General features: G+C 43.2%; 2 protein-coding genes. Both read left to right on the top strand.

Going from position 1 to position 1,117, the window contains the following annotated elements; translation table 11 throughout:
- On the top strand, window positions 1–304 hold a 304-nt coding region (locus tag B7Y67_RS18960; RefSeq protein WP_293599958.1), incomplete at its 5' end, for a hypothetical protein.
- 180 nt (window positions 305–484) lie between these two features.
- A partial coding sequence (locus tag B7Y67_RS18955) for a linear amide C-N hydrolase (RefSeq protein WP_293599957.1) occupies window positions 485–1,117 on the top strand: 633 nt, incomplete at its 3' end.

Below are 1,117 nucleotides of genomic sequence, written 5' to 3'. Positions count from 1 at the left end.
GACAGAAACGCATTGCGATATTGTGGCTGGGTCAAGAAGGGCCCTTGTTGTTGCTTTAGCGGATACGATTCAACAAGAAAAAGAAGGTCTGCGTTTAAATCATTTGCCTAATACGATTTTGCAAGAAGTAAAAGATCTAGAGGCGGGAGGCACAAAGACAAAGTTAGTTGTTGTTGGTATGTTGCCAGGTAGAAAAACCATGAGTGTTGTAGACCCAGAAATTATGGAGCCTGCTATCAAGTATGGGTATGAGCGAGGTATGCAAGATCTTCCTGAGATGAAGCTCTTTTGGATGTCTGCTTGAGGTCTGCAGGGCTAGAAGTCGTTAATAGCTTAAGGAACATACTTTAAGTGAGGACAACTTATAAGTTTTTGCGCCCCATATTTCATTTTCTTTGATGGCTAGCAGCTATCGACACCTGATCAATGCTATGCTTTTCACATTCAATTTGACCTGTACCAAGGAGTTCCAGTGAAACAAACAATGATTAAAAAAATGGTAGCTGCTTCAGTTTCTGCTACCTTGGCATTTGCCCCATTCGCGAGTAATGCATGTACTGCTGTCAATATCGTTGCAAAAGATGGCTCTGTTGTTGCGGGCAGAACGATGGAGTGGGCTTTCGATATGAAGTGGCAGCTCACGGCGAATCCAAAAGGTACCACGATCAATCTTAGTGCACCAACATCACTAAAGTTGCCTGCAACAAACCTATCTAGTAAATATGCATTTGCTGCAATTGCCCCTGGAGTCTTAGCAGGCCCCCCAGCATATCTTGAGGGCCAAAATGAAGCAGGCCTAGGTATTAGCGGAAATTTTTTACCTGGCTTTACTGAATATCAAACCGTTACTCCGCAAGATAAGAATTATGTTTCTATATTGAACTTAGGGGGCTTTATTTTAGGAATGTTCGGTTCTGTTAAAGAGCTGCGAAATGAACTTCCTAAATACAAAGTGTGGTTTGACCCAAGTGAAGTCAAAGGCTTACCAACTCCACCATGGCTGCACCTGGTGTTAACGGACCGTGGTGGTGACAGCATTGTTGTTGAGTTTGTGAAGGGTCAAATGATGATCCACAACAACATTGCTGGAGTGCTTACCAATGCGCCTACCTATGAC

It is taken from the genome of Polynucleobacter sp. 35-46-11, assembly GCF_002281105.1.
The sequence above is the reverse complement of the archived record's forward strand: the minus strand, read 5'-3'. Positions and strand labels throughout refer to the sequence as shown.